The organism is Streptomyces spinosus (assembly GCF_020400655.1).
GTDB classification, from domain to species: domain Bacteria; phylum Actinomycetota; class Actinomycetes; order Streptomycetales; family Streptomycetaceae; genus Streptomyces; species Streptomyces argyrophylli.
In genome coordinates this window covers 298,785-312,634 of sequence record NZ_JAINRC010000007.1, presented here as the reverse complement: position 1 = coordinate 312,634, position 13,850 = coordinate 298,785, and the positions used below count along the sequence as shown (strand labels likewise).

The following is a 13,850-nucleotide window of genomic DNA, read 5'->3' as shown; positions in this document are numbered from 1 at the left end:
GCGGGGGTGCCGTCGTACCGCTATCGGCCGGAAGTCAGCTGTTCGCCCTGGTTACTTCGGTAAGGCCCGGGTCGGCCCGATGGCCGGACCGCGTGCCGGCGGGGCCGAGCCGGGGGCTCACCCGTGACGGGCCATCTCACCGCGGCCGTGGTGACGGCGGCGCTCGACACGGGTGCGGTGTACGACGATGAGCGCGGCGTCGTCGCCAAGCCGGCCGCCGGCGTGGGCGAGCAGGTCGCGCCGCAGGTGGTGCATCAGCGCCTCGGGGCTGTCCTCGGTCCACCGCGCGACCCGGTCGGCGAGCGGATAGAACCAGCCGTGCTCGTCCCGGGCCTCCATGACCCCGTCCGTGTAGAGCAGCAGCGTGTCGCCCGGTTCGAAGGAGAACACGTCCAGGGTGTGCTCGGCAGCCGCGTGCACCCCGAGCGGCGGAGCCGGGTGCAGGCTCGGCACGGTCACCACGTGGCCGGGGCTCAGCAGCAGCGGCGGCGGGTGACCGCAGCTGGTCATGGTGACCGGGCCGTGCTCCGGGATGTCCAGGAGCAGCGCGGTGGCGAACCGCTCGCCCTCCTCCTCCGGACTCTCCAGATCGGCCGCGTAGCGGCTGACGCTCTGGTCCAGCCGGGTCGCCAGCTCGGCCAGCGGGATGCGCCGGTGGGCGCTCTCCCGGAACGAGCCGAGCAGCAGCGCGGCCTCGCCGATGGCGGGCAGCCCCTTGCCGCGGACGTCACCGATCAGGAGGCGGACCGAGCCGTCGGACACGGTCGCCGCGTAGAGATCGCCGCCGATCTGGGCCTCGTCCTCGGCGGCCAGGTACAGCGAGGCGATCCGCAGCGGGCCGATCTGCTCGGGCAACGGCCACATCAGGACGTGCTGCGCGGCCTCGGCGACCGTGCGGACCTGGGCCAGCTGGGCCTGCCGGCGCTCGCGCAGGGCGCTGTAGACGACGGTGAGCACCACGAGGACCGCCAGGGTGATGAGCTGCACCATGTGATTGGTGGTGACGAGCCCGCCGCGGTGGACGCCGATGAGGAACTGGGCGGCCACCGCCAGCGCCCCGACGCCCGCCGTCGCCCGGGGGCCGGCGAAGGACGGCGTGAGCGCGGGCGCGATCACCAGGGCCGGGCCGAGATGGATGTCCCAGGGCAGCCGCACGTCCACCACCGTGATCACCACGATCAGCACGACGGGGAGCGCCAGCAGCGCGTGGGCCGAGTGCCACGGCTGCCGGAGGCGGACGCGCGGGGCCTCGGGTGCCATGCCTACCAGCGTGCTCCCGCCCTGGTCGCCCGGCCACTCACCGATGGCCGCTGCCCAGCGAGGCCGCCTACCGCCTCACGGCGGCTGCCGTCGCCGCCCGGCCGGCCGGCGGCCGTCGAGCCGGCGGGCCGGGCCCCGGGCGAGCTCACGCCGGGACCCCCGGAGCGGGCGATCCCCCGCGTACGGTCCCACCCGGCGTGCCGCCGCCCCGGCCGCGCCCGTCCCGGCCGGCGCCGCCTGGATGATCCCTTGCGGGTGACCCCGCCTCGGTCCGTGCCGCTTCGGCCGGCCTCCGTCTCGGCCGCCTCCGCCGTGGGGGCGGGATCGGCCGAGGCGGGATCACCCGCGGGGCATCGCCGGCCGTACGTGCCCCGGCCGACCCTTCCCCGCCCCCAGCTGCTCCCTCCCCCCGGCCCCGGCCCACCCCTCCCCGGCCCCCGGCACCCCGGCCGCCCGTGCCCCGGCCCACCCCTCCCCGCCCTCAGCCTGACCCCTCCCCGGCCCCTGCCGACCCCGGCCCCCGGTATCGGACGAGTGAAGCCCTACGGCGGCGTCGTGTCGCTCGCGATGCGCCGGGTACCCGTACCGGCCCCGGGGCCGATCCGGCCGTCCCGGGAAGCTGGGTGCCGAATGGAGAGGTCATGACGCACAACGGGGAGGACACCGCATCCCTGCGGCGACCGGATGTCACCGAACTCCGCCTCGCCTCGGACGGGCCCGACCTGGAGTTCTCGTCCGCGCCGGAACCGGCGCAACTGCCGCACGACCGCAGCCAGGCGATCCTGGAGGCGACGAAGGAGATCGGCTCGCTCCTCAAACGCGCGGGCCACCCCTTCGCGCTCGCCGGGAGCGTGGCCGTCTACGCCCACGGAGGCAGCCGTTACCTCCAGCACGACGCGGACTTCGCCATCCTGCCCGACGACGCCGAGGCGGTGGCCGCCGCACTGAGCGAGGCCGGCCTGCCCGTGCGGACCCCACCGGAGGACTGGCTGCTGAAGACCACCTGCCACGGGCAGAACGTCGACATCATCTTCGCGCTGGCCCACCGGCCCGTCACCCGGGACATGCTCGACCGGGCCCACGTCCTGCCGGTCGACTCGGTGCTCATGCCGGTCCTGTCACCGACCGACCTCATCCGCAGCCTGATCAGCGCCTTCTCCGAGCACTACTGCGACTTCGGGTCGGTGCTGCCGGTGGCCCGCGCGGTCCGCGAGAAGGTCGACTGGGACGAGGTCCGCGCGACCTGCGGCGGCGAGCCCATGCCGGCCGCCTTCCTCTTCCTGCTCGAACGGCTGAACGTGATCGATGCCCAGGAGGGGCAGTCATGACCGAAGCGAGCCCGCCGCCCCCGTCGGCGGCAGGGAGTCTGGACTACCGCGTCGCCCACTTCGCCGAGCACCTGGCCTCCGGCGACCTCGCGGAACTCGGCGTACGGCTCGACCTGCGCGGCGACACCGTCCTGCTCACCGGCACCGTGCCGTCCACCCAGTGCCGGGACCACATCCTGCGCATGGCCCGCGAGGAACTGGCGGGGCACCCGGTCCACAGCGACCTGCTCATCGCCGGGACCTCCTCGCCCGACCACGGAGAGGACCTGACATGATCCGCGTCGCGGCCGTGGGCGACATCCACATGGGCCCCGAGAGCCAGGGCACCCTGCGGCCCTCCTTCGAAACGCTGCCCGAGTGCGCCGACGTCCTGCTGCTCGCCGGCGACCTCACCCGCCACGGCACGCCGGAGGAGGCCGCGATCGTCGCCCGGGAGATCAAGGACCTCGGGGTGCCCGTCGTCGCCGTGCTCGGCAACCACGACCACCACGACGAACGGCCCGAGGAGGTCACCGCGATCCTCCGGGACGCCGGCGCGCACGTCCTCGAGGGGCAGGCGGCCGTCGTCACCGCCGACGGCGCCCGCATCGGGGTCGCCGGGACCAAGGGCTTCGGCGGCGGCTTCGTCGGCCGCTGCGCGGGGGAGTTCGGCGAACCGCTGATGAAGGAGTTCGTCCGCTACACCCGGCGGAGCGCCGACGCCCTGCACAGCGCCCTGAAGGACCTGCACGAGTGGGACTGCGACGTGCGGATCGCGCTGACCCACTTCTCGCCGGTGGCGGACACCCTGGCCGGGGAGCCGCTGGAGATCTACCCCTTCCTCGGCAGCTACCTGCTCGCGGAGGCCATCGACACCGGCGGCGCCGACCTGGCGGTGCACGGCCACGCCCACGCCGGCACCGAGCACGGCATGACCAGCGGGGGTGTGCGCGTACGCAACGTCGCCCAGCCGGTGATCGGCCAGGCGTTCCACGTGTACCACCTGCCCGGCCGGCACGACTGACGCGACCGGGGGAGCCGGGACCGGGCAGGCCGCCCGGCGCCCGGCGGGGCCGTCACGGCCGGCGAGGCGCACGCAGCCCCGCCGGAGCGTTACGCCGCCGTGCTCAGCGCCTCGCGGCCCGTGACGTCGCCGTCCCTCGCGGGCAGGGCCAGCGGCACCGGCTGGCGGCGGCGGCGCAGCAGCAGGCCCACGCCGATCGGCCCGGCGATGAGCAGACCGCCGGCCACCAGCGCGCCGCGTGCGCCGGCCCACTCCATGAGCAGGCCCAGCAGCGGCGGACCCCCGAGGCTCCACACCGTGCCGACGCTGCTCCACACGCCGAGCACCCGGCCCCGCAGATGCGGCGGCGGATCGGTCTGGAGGACGGCCGTGCCGGCGGTGTCGGAGACGGACTCCACGATCGCCATCGGCAGCACCAGGACCAGCAGCACGGCCAGTGACGGCGAGAGCCCCGCCACCACCTGGAGCAGCGCGCCCCCCGCCGCCAGCAGACCCACGGTCCGCACGGACGGCCGGCGCAGCCGGGCGCCGAGGACCGCGCCGAGGATGCCGCCGACCGCGAGCACCGTGGACACCGTGCCGAACGCCCCGGCGCCGCCGGCCAGCGGTCCGGTGACGAGGACGGCGAGCGTCAGGCCGTAGTTGCGGCCGAAGACGGAGCTGAGGCCGGTGATGCCCGCGAGCGCGACCAGGCGGGGGCGGCGCGCGAAGAAGGACAGGCCCTCCCGTACGGTCATGCCCGCGCGGGCCGGTACCGCCCGCGCCCCGGCCGCCGGCTCCCCCGCGGCCCCGGGCACCGGCCGCAGGAACGGGACCACGGCGGCCACGAACAGGAACGACAGCCCGTTCGCGGCGTACGCGGCGGACGTGCCGAGGAAACCGACGGTGACCCCGGCCAGGGCCGTGCCGGCCAGCCGGCCCGCGCTGTGCACGAGCGCGCCCACCCCGATCGCGGACGGCACGTCCGCCACGGGCACCAGATCGTTGCCGAGCAGGGCACAGGCCGGTCCGTCGACGGTGGCGATCAGGCCGGTCACGCCGGACAGCACCAGCAGCGCCGTCATGTCGATCCGGTCGAGCGACACGAGCAGCGCCGTGGTGAAGGCGACCGCGCCGAGCAGGGCCTGGCTGACCGTGACCGTCAGCCTGCGGGGCCAGCGGTCCACGGCCGCGCCGCCGAGCAGGCTCACGAACAGTGCGGGCGCCGCCTGGACTGACATGGACAGTCCGGTGGCCGCGGCCGAGCCCGTGATGTGCAGCACGAGCAGGTTCTGCACGGTGAGCTGCATCCACGTGCCGGCGTTGGAGACGAAGTTCGCGGCCGACCACCAGCGCATGCCCCGGTGCCGGAGGGAACGCCACGGCGAACGCGAGGCCGGGGTGGTGATGGACGCCGACGGGGGCTGGGCAGGCTCAGAAGACACGACGGGACACTCGACAACCGGGAAAGCGGAACGACCGGCGAGCCCGTCGGATCGGCAGCGCTGCACGGCCGGGGCTGCCAGGTCAGGGCGCCGACCATGGTGGCAGACGGGACGGCACGGGCGGCGCCACGCCGTCCGCGGGCGTCCGGTGACCTCCGTCAAACGGCAGCGGCCTGCGGTGAGTTGGAGTGCGCGTGGGGTTCCTCACAGGGCCCGTTCCGCCCTGTCCGTCCTGATACGTGAAGGCACAGGGGGAACCCGGCGACAGCCCGGTCGCCGGGTGGGGTCCCCCGTCGGGTGCTCTAGCGGTTGACGGTCCTCATCCCGGCCTCGTCGTACCGCTCACCCGCCGCCGCGGGCAGCTCCGCGTCGATGCGGGCCAGGTCGTCCTCGGTCAGCTCGATGTCCACCGCGGCGGCGTTCTGCTCCAGGTACGTGCGGCGCTTGGTGCCCGGGATCGGCACCAGGTCCTCGCCCTGGGCGAGGACCCACGCGATGGCCAGCTGGGCCGGGGTCACGTCCTTCTCGGCGGCGATCTCCCTCACCTTCTCCGCCAGCCGCAGGTTCGCCTCCAGATTGGCGTCCGTGAAGCGCGGGTTCGTGCGCCGGAAGTCGTTCTCGTCCAGCTCGTCGGGGGAGGTGAAGCGGCCCGCGAGGAAACCCCGGCCGAGCGGCGAGTACGGCACAAAGCCGATGCCCAGCTCCCGGCAGGTGGGCAGCACCTCGGCCTCCACGTCCCGCGACCACAGCGAGTACTCGCTCTGCACCGCGGTGACCGGGTGCACGGCGTGCGCGCGCCGGATGGTCTCCGCGCTCGCCTCGCTCAGTCCGATGTACCGCACCTTGCCCTCGGCGACCAGCTCACCCAGCGCGCCGACCGTCTCCTCGATGGGCACGTTCGGGTCGACCCGGTGCTGGTAGTACAGGTCGATGTGGTCGGTGCCGAGCCGCTGGAGCGAACCGTGCACCGAACTGCGCACGTGCTCGGCCGAGCCGTCCTGGCGGCCGACCGTGCTCATGTCGCCGGGGACGGCGTCGTCCATCCGGTAGTTGAACTTCGTCGCGATGACGTACTCGTCGCGGTGGCCCCTGATCGCCTCACCGACGAGCGACTCGTTGGTGAGCGGCCCGTAGACCTGCGCGGTGTCGAGGAAGTCGATGCCGAGTTCCAGGGCGCGCCGTATGGTCGCGATGCCCTCCTCCTGGTCGGCGGAGCCGTAGAAGGCGGACATCCCCATGCATCCGAGTCCGATGGCCGATACCTCAAGGTCCCGCAGCCTGCGCTTGTGCATGTGGGGTCACAGCCTTTCGTGCGTTCGTCGGTCGTACTCCGGGCGCGAGGGTCTTCTTCCATCTAGCGACGGAATCCGGCACCCGGCATCCCGTGGGGGAGCCGGGTCCGGGCCGCGCGCACCGGCGCCCTGCGACGCTACGAGCTGGAGCGCTCTCGAAGTCAAGCCGTGCCGGACGGGACGGTGTTCCGCGGCGTCACGGATTCAGCCGTACCGGCAGTTCGTACAGGTCGTTCTGCGTGACCACGGGCTTGTTGCGCAGCCCGGACGCGGGGACCGCCAGGTCGAGGCCGGGGAAACGGGCGTACAGCGCGGGCAGGGCGACGCCCGCCTCGAGGCGGGACAGGGCGGCGCCGGGGCACACGTGCGGGCCGTGGCCGAAGGAGATGTGCCGGTTCCGCGTGTCGCGGGTGATGTCGAACTCCCCGGCGGTCGGGCCGTGCGCACCCTCGTCCCGGCCGATCGCGCCGTACGACACGATCAGCGCGTCGCCGGCCGGGATCACCTTGTCGCCGACCGGCACGTCCTCCGTCGCGAAGCGGATCAGGACGTGGGAGGTGGGGGTGGAGTAGCGGAGGGTCTCCTCGACGACCGCGGACCAGTCGGCCCGGCCCGACAGCACCAGGTCGCGCTGTTCGGGATGGGTGGACAGGTTCACGACGGCGTTGACGATCAGCGAGATCGTGGTCTCGTGGCCCGCCGCGACCATCAGCTGGAGGGTGGAGACGATCTCCTCGTCGGTGAGGTGGTCGCCGTCCTCGGAGGCGAGGATCAGCGCGCTGGTCAGGTCGTCGCCCGGTGCGGCCCGCTTGGCCGACACCGTCCGCGCCATGATCTGCGCCAGCTCGGTGAGGGTGGCGACGACCTCCTCCGGCGGGGTCTGCGTGGAGAAGAACTTCTCGAACAGCGCCTTCAGCCGGGGCAGCAGCCCCTCGTCGATGCCCATGAGGTCGGCGATGACGTACATGGGCAGCGGGTAGGCGAAGGCCGCCTTCAGGTCGACGGTCCCGCCGTCCGCGGGCAGCGCGTCCAGCAGATCCTGGGTGAGCTTCTCGATCCGCTCCCGCATTCGCTCCACCCGGCGCGGGGTGAGCGCCTGCGCGACCAGGGTGCGCATCCGGCGGTGATCGGCGCCGTCCACCGTGAGCATGGAGCGGCCCGGGTTGGCGAGGCCGATCAGCGGCCAGTCCGCGGGTATCTCACCGCGCCGCCACGCGCCCCAGACGTTGATGTCCTTCACCAGCCGCGGGTCGGTGAGCAGCGCCTTGGCCTCGGCGTGATGGGTGACGGCCCACACCGGGACACCGCCCGGGAGCTCCACGGCGGCGAGCGGGCCGGCCGCGCGCAGCGCCGCGCTCTCGGCGTCCAGGTCGGTGACGAAGGGATCGAGGGCGATGCGGGGTGCTTCGGTACCGGTCGTCATCGTGACGTGCCTCCCAGGGCGGGGGTCGGGTACGGCGGGTACGGCGCCCGCCCGGGGACGGCCCCCGGGCGGGCGGCTGAACAGCGGGCCGGCCGGGCGGCGCGGGTCAGCGGGCGGGTACGGGGCTGAACCGGACGGGCAGCCCGGACAGTCCCCGCAGCCAGGGTGAGGGCCGGCGCGTGAGGGACTCGGCGGGCACCGCCAGATCGATGTCGGGCAGCCGGTCCAGGACCACCTCGATACCGGTCCGCGCGATCACCTCGGCGATCTCCTGCGCGGGGAACGGACAGCGGTGCTCGCCGTGACCGAAGGAGAAGTGCGCGTTGTTGCCGCCGGTCAGCGCGGAGGCGTCGGTGCGCACCTGCGGGTCGGAGTTGGCCCCTTGCAGACCGAGCAGCAGCAGATCACCGGCCTTGACGCGGCGGCCGCCGAGGTGTGTGTCGCGGGCGGCCCAGCGGCCCGCCACGTTCTGCGTCGGCGTGTCCTCCCACAGCACCTCGTTCATCGCCTCGGCCACGCTGTTGCGCCCGCCGAACAGGGAGGCGGCGAACCGGTCGTCGGTGAGCATCAGCCGCAGCGAGTTGCCGATCCAGTCGGCGGTCGGCTGGTGCCCGGCCGCCATCATCACCATCAGGTCCTGCGCGATCTCCTCGTCGCTGAACCCGCTCTCGTCGGCCAGCATCCGGGAGACGACGTCGGCCGCGGGCTCCTTCCTCCGGTCGGCCAGCAACTGCGCCATCGACGCGGCCAGATGGGCCTGTCCGGCCAGCGCCCGCTCCCGCCCGTCGATCATGTCGTTCAGGGCGGTGACCAGCCCCGGACCGTCCTCGTCGGGGAAGCCGTACAGCCGGGCCAGGACCCGTACCGGCAGCAGCATCGCGTACTGCCCGACCAGATCGGCCTCGCCGGCCGCGCACAGCGCGTCGATCAGCTCGTCCGCGAACCGCTCGGCGTGCGTGCGCAGTTCGAACGGGTCCACCTCTTCCAGCGCGTTGCTGATCATCGCCGCGCGCTGCCGGTGCCGTTCGCCGACCGTGTAGAGGATCGACGGCTGCTTGTGCCCGATCATCGGCAGCAGCGGCCAGTCCGCGGGGATGTTCTCCCACTGGTTCCACAGGTCCGAGTCCCGGCTGAACAGCACCGGGTCCCCGGTCACCTGGTGCAGTTCCCGGTAGCCGAGCACCAGCCAGGCCGGGATGCCGCCGTCGAGCAGCACCGGCACGACGGCGCCGTGGTCGCGCCGCATCTCCCGGTACAGACGGGCGGGTTCGGTCTGGAACCGGGGCCCGCTCAGCGGGACGGCGTCGGGCGTGGTCACACGAACTCCTGTCGGGGCAGGACCGTCCGCGCGGACGGGTCGGCGTACCGGTTCTTCACGTGCTGCACCAGCGTGATCAGCACCTGCTTGCCCGACTCCCGGGAGCGGGCGTCGCAGTCGACCAGCGGCACCCGCGGATCCAGGTCGAGGGCCTCGCGGACGTCCGCGCCGGCGCGGACCGGGCCGCCGAAGTCGTTGCAGGCCACGATGAACGGCGTGCCGTGGTGCTCCAGCCGGTCGATGGCGTACCAGGAGTCGTCGATGCGCCGGGTGTCCACCAGGACGACGGCCCCGAGCGTGCCGGAGAACAGCCGGTCCCACAGGAACCAGAACCGCTCCTGTCCGGGCGCGCCGAACAGGTACAGCACATTGCGGGCGTCCAGGCTGATCCGGCCGAAGTCGAAGGCGACGGTGGTGCCGGACTTGCCGCGCACCTGGCGGATGTCGTCCACGGTCGCGCCGGCCTGCGTCATCGTCTCCTCGGTGTTGAGGGGACGGATCTCGCTGACCGAGCGGACCAGTGTGGTCTTGCCGACGCCGAAGCCGCCCACGACCACGATCTTGAAGCCTTGGTCGGCGGAGGCACCCAGCGGGGTGCGCGCGGGGGTGCGCGCGTCAGAGGTTGCGGAGTCCAACGAGCACCTGCTCCAGGATGTCGGGATCGGTAATGGCCGGTCTGCGCGGGTGCCGGGCGCTGACCCGGCCCGCCGCGAGCAGATCGCACAGCAGCACCTTGGTGATGCCCACGGGCAGCCGCAGTTCGGCGGCGATCTCCGCCACCGAGGCGGGGAACCGGGTCAGCTCCAGGATCGCCACGTGCTCCGACTGCATGCCCGGCGCCGGCTCCGACTCGGCCACCACGAGGGTGACGAGGTCGAAGGGGTTATCGGGGCTGGTGCGGGTGCGTCCCTGGGTGATGGTGTACAGCCGGTCGGGGGCGTCGTCCCTCCCCGGGCGGTTCATGCCCGGGCGGCCCCCGTCCGGGCGGTCGGTGTCCGGTCGGCTCATGACGTGCGGGGCGGAGCGGTGAGGTGCTCGCCGAGCTGCTCCACCAACTCGCTCATGTTGTGCCCGATGACGCCGGCGTCCGCGTCCTCCGTGGCGATCACGGCCAGATGGGCGCCGGCGCCCGCCTCCACGATGAACAGCACGCCGCCGTAGAACTCCGTCATCGCCGAGCGCACACCGCCGCTGCCGTCGCCGAACTCCACGGACGCGCCGTGCGACAGCGACTGGATGCCGGCGGCGATCGCGGCGAGCTGGTCCGCCTGGTCGACGCTCAGCTCCGGCGTGCGGCACAGCTTCAGCCCGTCCCGGGACAGCACGAGCGCGTGCCGGGCGCCCGGGGTCCTCTCCAGCAGGCCCTCCAGGAGCCAGGTGAGCTTGTCGTCGGCGGTGGTCGGGCCGGTCATGAAGTGGTGTCGCCTTCCGGGTACGCGTGCGGGTGGGAGGGGGCGGGGGAGCCGTGTTCGCCGGCGCCGTACGGGGAGTCGCCGGCCGGCACACCGTCGTCCGGCGGCGGGGTGACGGCTCGCTCGTCCGGTGCCGTGGTGTGCGCGGGGTCGGTGGTGCGGTCACGGGACTGGCCGGGTGCGGAATCCCCCGGGGCGGCTCCGGGGCGGCCGGTGCCCGGTGCGGGCGGGCGCACCGCCTGACGGAAGCTGCTGAAACGGGCGGCGCGAACCCTGCCCGTGTCGGAGGCGGGTGCCGCCGCGGAGCGGGGTGCGTCGGGGGCCGGTGACGCGTGGTGCCGCGGGTTGCCCGGCGCGGTACCGGGCTCGACGCCGGCGGCCGGTGCGGCGGGCTGCCCGGCGGTGTCCGTCGCGGTGCCCCGCTCGGCGTCGCCCGGCGCGCTCGGCTGCCGCGTGCCGCCCGGCGCGGTGCCGTGTCCGGCGGGTGCCGCCGCGGAGCGGGGTGCGTCGGTGGCCGAAGCGGTGCCGTGGTCCGCAGGCCCGAGGGCCGTACGGTGTCCGGGCGTGTCCGGAGTCGTCCGGGCGCGTTCCGCCCGGGCGAGGGTGCTGCCCCGGCGACGCCTGGGCAGACCGGCCGGGCCCTCCTCCGGCGGCGCGGCGGGCTCGTGGACGGCGCCGGTGTCCACGGCTTGCCGTACCGGCGCGGAAGGGCCGATCTCCGGCCGCGGGGCCGCGGCCGACGGCTCGGCGGCAGCGGGGGCGGGGCTGGTCAGGATCTCCTGCGGGATGAGCAGCAGCACCCCCGTGCCGCCGCGCGCCGACGGCCGGAACGACACCGTGAGCCCGGTCTTGCGGGCGAGGCGGCCGACCACGGCGAGCCCGAGCCGGGTGCCGGTCAGACCGCCCAGCTCGAAGACGTCACCGGAGACCGCCCGCTCGGCGCGGCGCAGCTGCACCTCGCCCATCACCAGCCCGCTGTCCTCCACGGACACGATGACCCCGGCCGGCACCTCCTCCACATAGACGTGGACCTCGGCGGTCGGCGGCGAGAAGTTGGCGGCGTTGTCGAGGAGTTCGGCGAGCGCGTGCATCACGCCCTCGGCGGCGTGCCCGGCGACGGCGGCCTCGCTGACCGAGTGCACCCGCACCCGCCGGTACCCGGCGATCCGTCCCATCGCGCCCCGCAGGATCGACTCCATCCCGATCGGCCGCGCCCAGCGGCGGCCCGAACGCGCCCCGGTGAGCACGGCGACGGAGTCCGCGAGCCGGCCGGCCTGGGCGGTGCGGTGGTCGAGGTGGAGCAGGTCGGCCAGCACGTCCTCGTCGGTGTGCCGGTCCTCCATCGCCCGCAGGTCGGCGAGGGTCGCGGTGGCGAGGGCCTGCATCCGGGCGGCCGCGTTGGAGGTCGCGGCGACCGCGGCGGCCCGGTCCCGCCGGGCCCGTTCCAACTCGCCCGTCAGGCGGGCGTTCTCCTTCGCCAGCCGGTTCAGCTCCCGTGCGCCCTCCTCCTCGAGACGCGCGCGCTCGGCCGCGAAGGACTCCGTGAACTCGGTGCGCTGCTGGGCGAGTTCGTCGATGAGTCGCTGCTGCTCCTGGCGCGCCTCCTCGGCCGTACGGGCCTGCTGCCGGAGGAGTCGTCCGACGTCCTGGGTGACGCTCTCCAGCCGGCGCCGGGTGCCGCGCGCGGTCCGCAGCGCGTGCGCGGCCGTGGCGACCGCCGCGCTGAACAGGACCGCCGCCGCGCCCGCGCCCGCGGCGAGCGGGGCGCGCACCGAGTCCGGCGCCGCCGCCACGGCCGCGCAGACCACGAGCGCCGACAGCACACCGGTCACGGCGAGGGCGGAGACGAACGTACGGGGGGAAGGTCGGTCACCGGGATGCGTGGGCGCGGTCATCGGTCCGGTCTGGTCCTTGCGGCAGAGGCGGCAGGCTGGGGCGGGGCCGGCGGGAACATCGGGTGGTGAGATGTGACACCGGTGGTGAACTGGCCGTCACTATACGAGAGTTCGTGATCGAAACAGAAAGGTTCCGTGTTCGTTCTCGTCCGCGGTACGGCAAACGCCTGTCTCCGAGGACGGTTCCGCGGGGGTGCGGGTTGCCTCCCGGCCCCCGGTTTGCGCGCCGTACGCCTGTGGGTCTTCCCACACCGGCGCGCCCTCGCGACGGATCTTGACGCCCGCTCCCCGGCTCGCTGGACTGCACGGGGGGACGGGTCGGACCGGAGCGATCGGCGCATCCGTACGATGACGCCTGAAGTGGACGCATGACGGACGAAACGCCTCGCACGGTCGGACCGCCGGGAGCGAGGTGAAGGGGGCGGTGCGCGTGACGGGGGAACCGACGGCGACGGGCTGCCGTGCCTCATGACCGCTGAAGGGCGCATCCCGCGCGTCCGCCCGCTGCTCGCGCGGCTCGCCCGGTTCACCGGGCGGACGCTGTGGGGCGAGTGGCACGCCATCGTCGTCGGCCCGGTACGGCGGCTCGCGCGGCGCGGGCTGTCCGGGCTGCTGCTGGCCTTCGTCGCCGCGTTCGGCGTCGTCCTCTTCCACGACGTCGCCCAGCACCCCACCGGAGCGCTGTGGGTGGAGCGGCTCGGCGGAGTCCGGGCCGAGCTGCCGCTGTGGCTGTCCCTGCTGCGCACCCCCGTGTCGCTGTACGTCCCCGCTCTGGACCTGCCGGTCTGGGCGGGCATCACCCAGCTGTTCCTCGCCTTCGCCCTCGCCGAACTGAGCCTGGGCCGGGCCCGGACCCTGCTGATCGCCTACGCCACCACCCTGGCGGGCACCCTCACCGCCCGCCTGATGATCGCGCTCGGGCCGGGCTGGTGGGGGTTCGGGCTGCCGCCCGAGGCCGGGCAGGTCCTGGACACCGGGCCCTCCGCGGCCGTGGTCGGCCTGTTCACCTACCTCTCCGTGGTCCGCCGCGCGCCCGTGGTGTTCACGCTGACCGGCGGCTCGATGGTGTGGGAGTCCATCGCCGTCCCCAACCTGGCCGGCCGCGAGCACCTGATCGCGGTGGCCGCCGCGATCGTGCTCGGCCTGCTGCAGGGCCGGGGAGAGCGGTTCCGCTCCGCCGTACGGTCCCGGTGGCCCGTGCGCCGACGGCCCCCGCGCACACCTCCGCCGGTCCCCGGCCCCACTCGGGCGGCCGACCGCCCCGGAGACTCCCGGCCCAGGGTGTCGGCGCGTTCCCCCGACCGCTGACCCGGCCGGTGACGCCCGGCCCGCTCGGTGAAGGCCGGAGCGTTCCGGGACCCGGGCGCGGGCCGGCACCGGCCGGAACGCGAGGCGTCCGGCATCCCGGGCGCCGTGCGCCGCGGCGCGCCCGTGTGGCGCGGCCCACCCCGTCAGTGTGATGGTTTTCGCACATCGGCCTGTGCGGGCACCCCCT

Annotated in this window: 13 protein-coding genes; 4 read left to right on the top strand and 9 right to left on the bottom strand. The window is 74.3% G+C overall.

Annotated features, from left to right (window positions below; genetic code table 11):
* Positions 1 to 117 precede the first annotated feature (117 nt).
* Positions 118 to 1,260 carry a PP2C family protein-serine/threonine phosphatase gene (locus LG395_RS15950; protein WP_171150379.1) on the bottom strand — a complete coding sequence of 381 codons (1,143 nt, stop codon included), beginning with the start codon at positions 1,258 to 1,260 and terminating at the stop codon, positions 118 to 120.
* 641 nt (positions 1,261 to 1,901) lie between these two features.
* On the opposite strand from LG395_RS15950, the gene LG395_RS15945 reads away from it, so the two are divergent.
* The 3 genes from LG395_RS15945 to LG395_RS15935 are packed head-to-tail and all read left to right on the top strand — an operon-like array spanning position 1,902 to position 3,591.
* Positions 1,902 to 2,588: a nucleotidyltransferase family protein gene (locus LG395_RS15945; protein ID WP_225810188.1), complete on the top strand. Its 687-nt coding sequence runs from the start codon at positions 1,902 to 1,904 to the stop codon at positions 2,586 to 2,588.
* Entirely contained in the window at positions 2,585 to 2,863 is a 279-nt protein-coding gene (locus LG395_RS15940) for a BON domain-containing protein (RefSeq protein ID WP_225810187.1), read from the top strand. The genes LG395_RS15945 and LG395_RS15940 overlap by 4 nt, the downstream gene beginning before the upstream one ends.
* Positions 2,860 to 3,591 (top strand): metallophosphoesterase family protein, encoded by a 732-nt coding sequence (locus tag LG395_RS15935; RefSeq protein ID WP_171150376.1) that lies wholly within the window; start codon positions 2,860 to 2,862, stop codon positions 3,589 to 3,591. The genes LG395_RS15940 and LG395_RS15935 overlap by 4 nt, the downstream gene beginning before the upstream one ends.
* Positions 3,592 to 3,680: 89 nt before the next feature.
* Here the strand turns inward: LG395_RS15935 and LG395_RS15930 are convergent, their stop codons facing one another.
* The 8 genes from LG395_RS15930 to LG395_RS15895 form a co-directional block, all read right to left on the bottom strand.
* Positions 3,681 to 4,928, bottom strand: coding sequence for an MFS transporter (locus LG395_RS15930; RefSeq protein ID WP_372463298.1), 1,248 nt, complete (start codon positions 4,926 to 4,928; stop codon positions 3,681 to 3,683).
* Between the two features lie 389 nt (positions 4,929 to 5,317).
* Positions 5,318 to 6,307, bottom strand: coding sequence for an aldo/keto reductase (locus LG395_RS15925; protein WP_225810185.1), 990 nt, complete (start codon positions 6,305 to 6,307; stop codon positions 5,318 to 5,320).
* Between the two features lie 196 nt (positions 6,308 to 6,503).
* Positions 6,504 to 7,730, bottom strand: coding sequence for a cytochrome P450 family protein (locus tag LG395_RS15920; RefSeq protein WP_171150373.1), 1,227 nt, complete (start codon positions 7,728 to 7,730; stop codon positions 6,504 to 6,506).
* Between the two features lie 106 nt (positions 7,731 to 7,836).
* Entirely contained in the window at positions 7,837 to 9,048 is a 1,212-nt protein-coding gene (locus tag LG395_RS15915; RefSeq protein WP_171150372.1) for a cytochrome P450, read from the bottom strand.
* Positions 9,045 to 9,683, bottom strand: coding sequence for a GTP-binding protein (locus tag LG395_RS15910; protein WP_225810184.1), 639 nt, complete (start codon positions 9,681 to 9,683; stop codon positions 9,045 to 9,047). The genes LG395_RS15915 and LG395_RS15910 overlap by 4 nt, the downstream gene beginning before the upstream one ends.
* Positions 9,664 to 10,011, bottom strand: a complete 348-nt coding sequence (locus LG395_RS15905) for a DUF742 domain-containing protein (protein WP_225810183.1) — start codon at positions 10,009 to 10,011, stop codon at positions 9,664 to 9,666. The genes LG395_RS15910 and LG395_RS15905 overlap by 20 nt, the downstream gene beginning before the upstream one ends.
* Before the next feature lie 41 nt (positions 10,012 to 10,052).
* Complete coding sequence (locus LG395_RS15900; RefSeq protein ID WP_014676781.1) at positions 10,053 to 10,460, bottom strand: roadblock/LC7 domain-containing protein; 408 nt, start codon at positions 10,458 to 10,460, stop codon at positions 10,053 to 10,055.
* On the bottom strand, positions 10,457 to 12,355 hold the full coding sequence (locus LG395_RS15895) for a sensor histidine kinase (RefSeq protein ID WP_225810182.1): 1,899 nt from the start codon (positions 12,353 to 12,355) through the stop codon (positions 10,457 to 10,459). The genes LG395_RS15900 and LG395_RS15895 overlap by 4 nt, the downstream gene beginning before the upstream one ends.
* 468 nt (positions 12,356 to 12,823) lie before the next feature.
* Here LG395_RS15895 and LG395_RS15890 point away from each other — a divergent pair, with 468 nt between their 5' ends.
* Complete coding sequence (locus tag LG395_RS15890; RefSeq protein ID WP_225810181.1) at positions 12,824 to 13,663, top strand: hypothetical protein; 840 nt, start codon at positions 12,824 to 12,826, stop codon at positions 13,661 to 13,663.
* The last annotated feature ends 187 nt before the right edge of the window (positions 13,664 to 13,850 follow it).

Coding starts and splice junctions, on each gene's coding strand:
- LG395_RS15950 (WP_171150379.1), bottom strand. CDS start 1,260: ATGGCACCCGAGGCCCCGCGCGTCCGCCTCCGGCAGCCGTGGCACTCG.
- LG395_RS15945 (WP_225810188.1), top strand. CDS start 1,902: ATGACGCACAACGGGGAGGACACCGCATCCCTGCGGCGACCGGATGTC.
- LG395_RS15940 (WP_225810187.1), top strand. CDS start 2,585: ATGACCGAAGCGAGCCCGCCGCCCCCGTCGGCGGCAGGGAGTCTGGAC.
- LG395_RS15935 (WP_171150376.1), top strand. CDS start 2,860: ATGATCCGCGTCGCGGCCGTGGGCGACATCCACATGGGCCCCGAGAGC.
- LG395_RS15930 (WP_372463298.1), bottom strand. CDS start 4,928: ATGCGCTGGTGGTCGGCCGCGAACTTCGTCTCCAACGCCGGCACGTGG.
- LG395_RS15925 (WP_225810185.1), bottom strand. CDS start 6,307: ATGCACAAGCGCAGGCTGCGGGACCTTGAGGTATCGGCCATCGGACTC.
- LG395_RS15920 (WP_171150373.1), bottom strand. CDS start 7,730: ATGACGACCGGTACCGAAGCACCCCGCATCGCCCTCGATCCCTTCGTC.
- LG395_RS15905 (WP_225810183.1), bottom strand. CDS start 10,011: ATGAACCGCCCGGGGAGGGACGACGCCCCCGACCGGCTGTACACCATC.
- LG395_RS15900 (WP_014676781.1), bottom strand. CDS start 10,460: ATGACCGGCCCGACCACCGCCGACGACAAGCTCACCTGGCTCCTGGAG.
- LG395_RS15895 (WP_225810182.1), bottom strand. CDS start 12,355: ATGACCGCGCCCACGCATCCCGGTGACCGACCTTCCCCCCGTACGTTC.
- LG395_RS15890 (WP_225810181.1), top strand. CDS start 12,824: ATGACCGCTGAAGGGCGCATCCCGCGCGTCCGCCCGCTGCTCGCGCGG.